The sequence below is a fragment of the Megasphaera sp. UPII 135-E genome (assembly GCF_000221545.1).
GTDB classification, from domain to species: Bacteria; Bacillota; Negativicutes; order Veillonellales; family Megasphaeraceae; genus Megasphaera; species Megasphaera hutchinsoni.
In genome coordinates this window covers 1-610 of the sequence record NZ_AFUG01000025.1, presented here as the reverse complement: position 1 = coordinate 610, position 610 = coordinate 1, and the positions used below count along the sequence as shown (strand labels likewise).

Genomic DNA, 610 nt, shown 5'->3' with positions numbered 1-610 from the left:
AAGCCGGTAAAGGACTGACCGTAAGCCGTGACGGAAACACGATCAAGTACGGTATTGACGGAAGTAAGATTGATTTTAGTAATAATGATACGGTTAAGACGATAAATGGAAATATTACTACCTTGCAATCAGGATTCACTATTCAAGACGGAGCTACTTCGACGCCAGGAAAGAAAGTAATCAAAGCGAAAGACACAATTACATTTAAGGGTGATAGCAATATTACAGCGGCAGTCGGTACAGATGGCAGTGTTACCTATAGCTTAAATAAAACCGGTATTACGAATACGTTGAATGATACCTTTGCCAAGAAAGATGCAAGCAATATAGGTGATGCAGAAAGAACTGCATGGGCAGGAAAACTCGGCACAGGAACGATTGCAGCAAATGACGGTAACCTTGTAACGGGTGGCACCGTTCAAGCTGCATTGAAACCGGTAAGTGATAAAGCGGATAAAAACGTAACGGATATTGCAGGATTGACTACTCGTGTAGGTAAAAATGAAAGTGATATCAAAACATTACAAGGGGGATTTACTCTCCAAGATGCTAATAAGACAGCCGGTAAACAAACCGTCACAGCAGGAAGTAAGGTAACGGTAACAGGAGA

The 610-nt window shown here is 41.6% G+C and carries 1 protein-coding gene; it reads left to right on the top strand.

The window, feature by feature from the left end; all coding sequences use genetic code 11:
• Positions 1 to 610 (top strand): hypothetical protein (locus HMPREF1040_RS08125; RefSeq protein ID WP_007392622.1); only part of this gene is annotated, 610 nt, incomplete at both ends.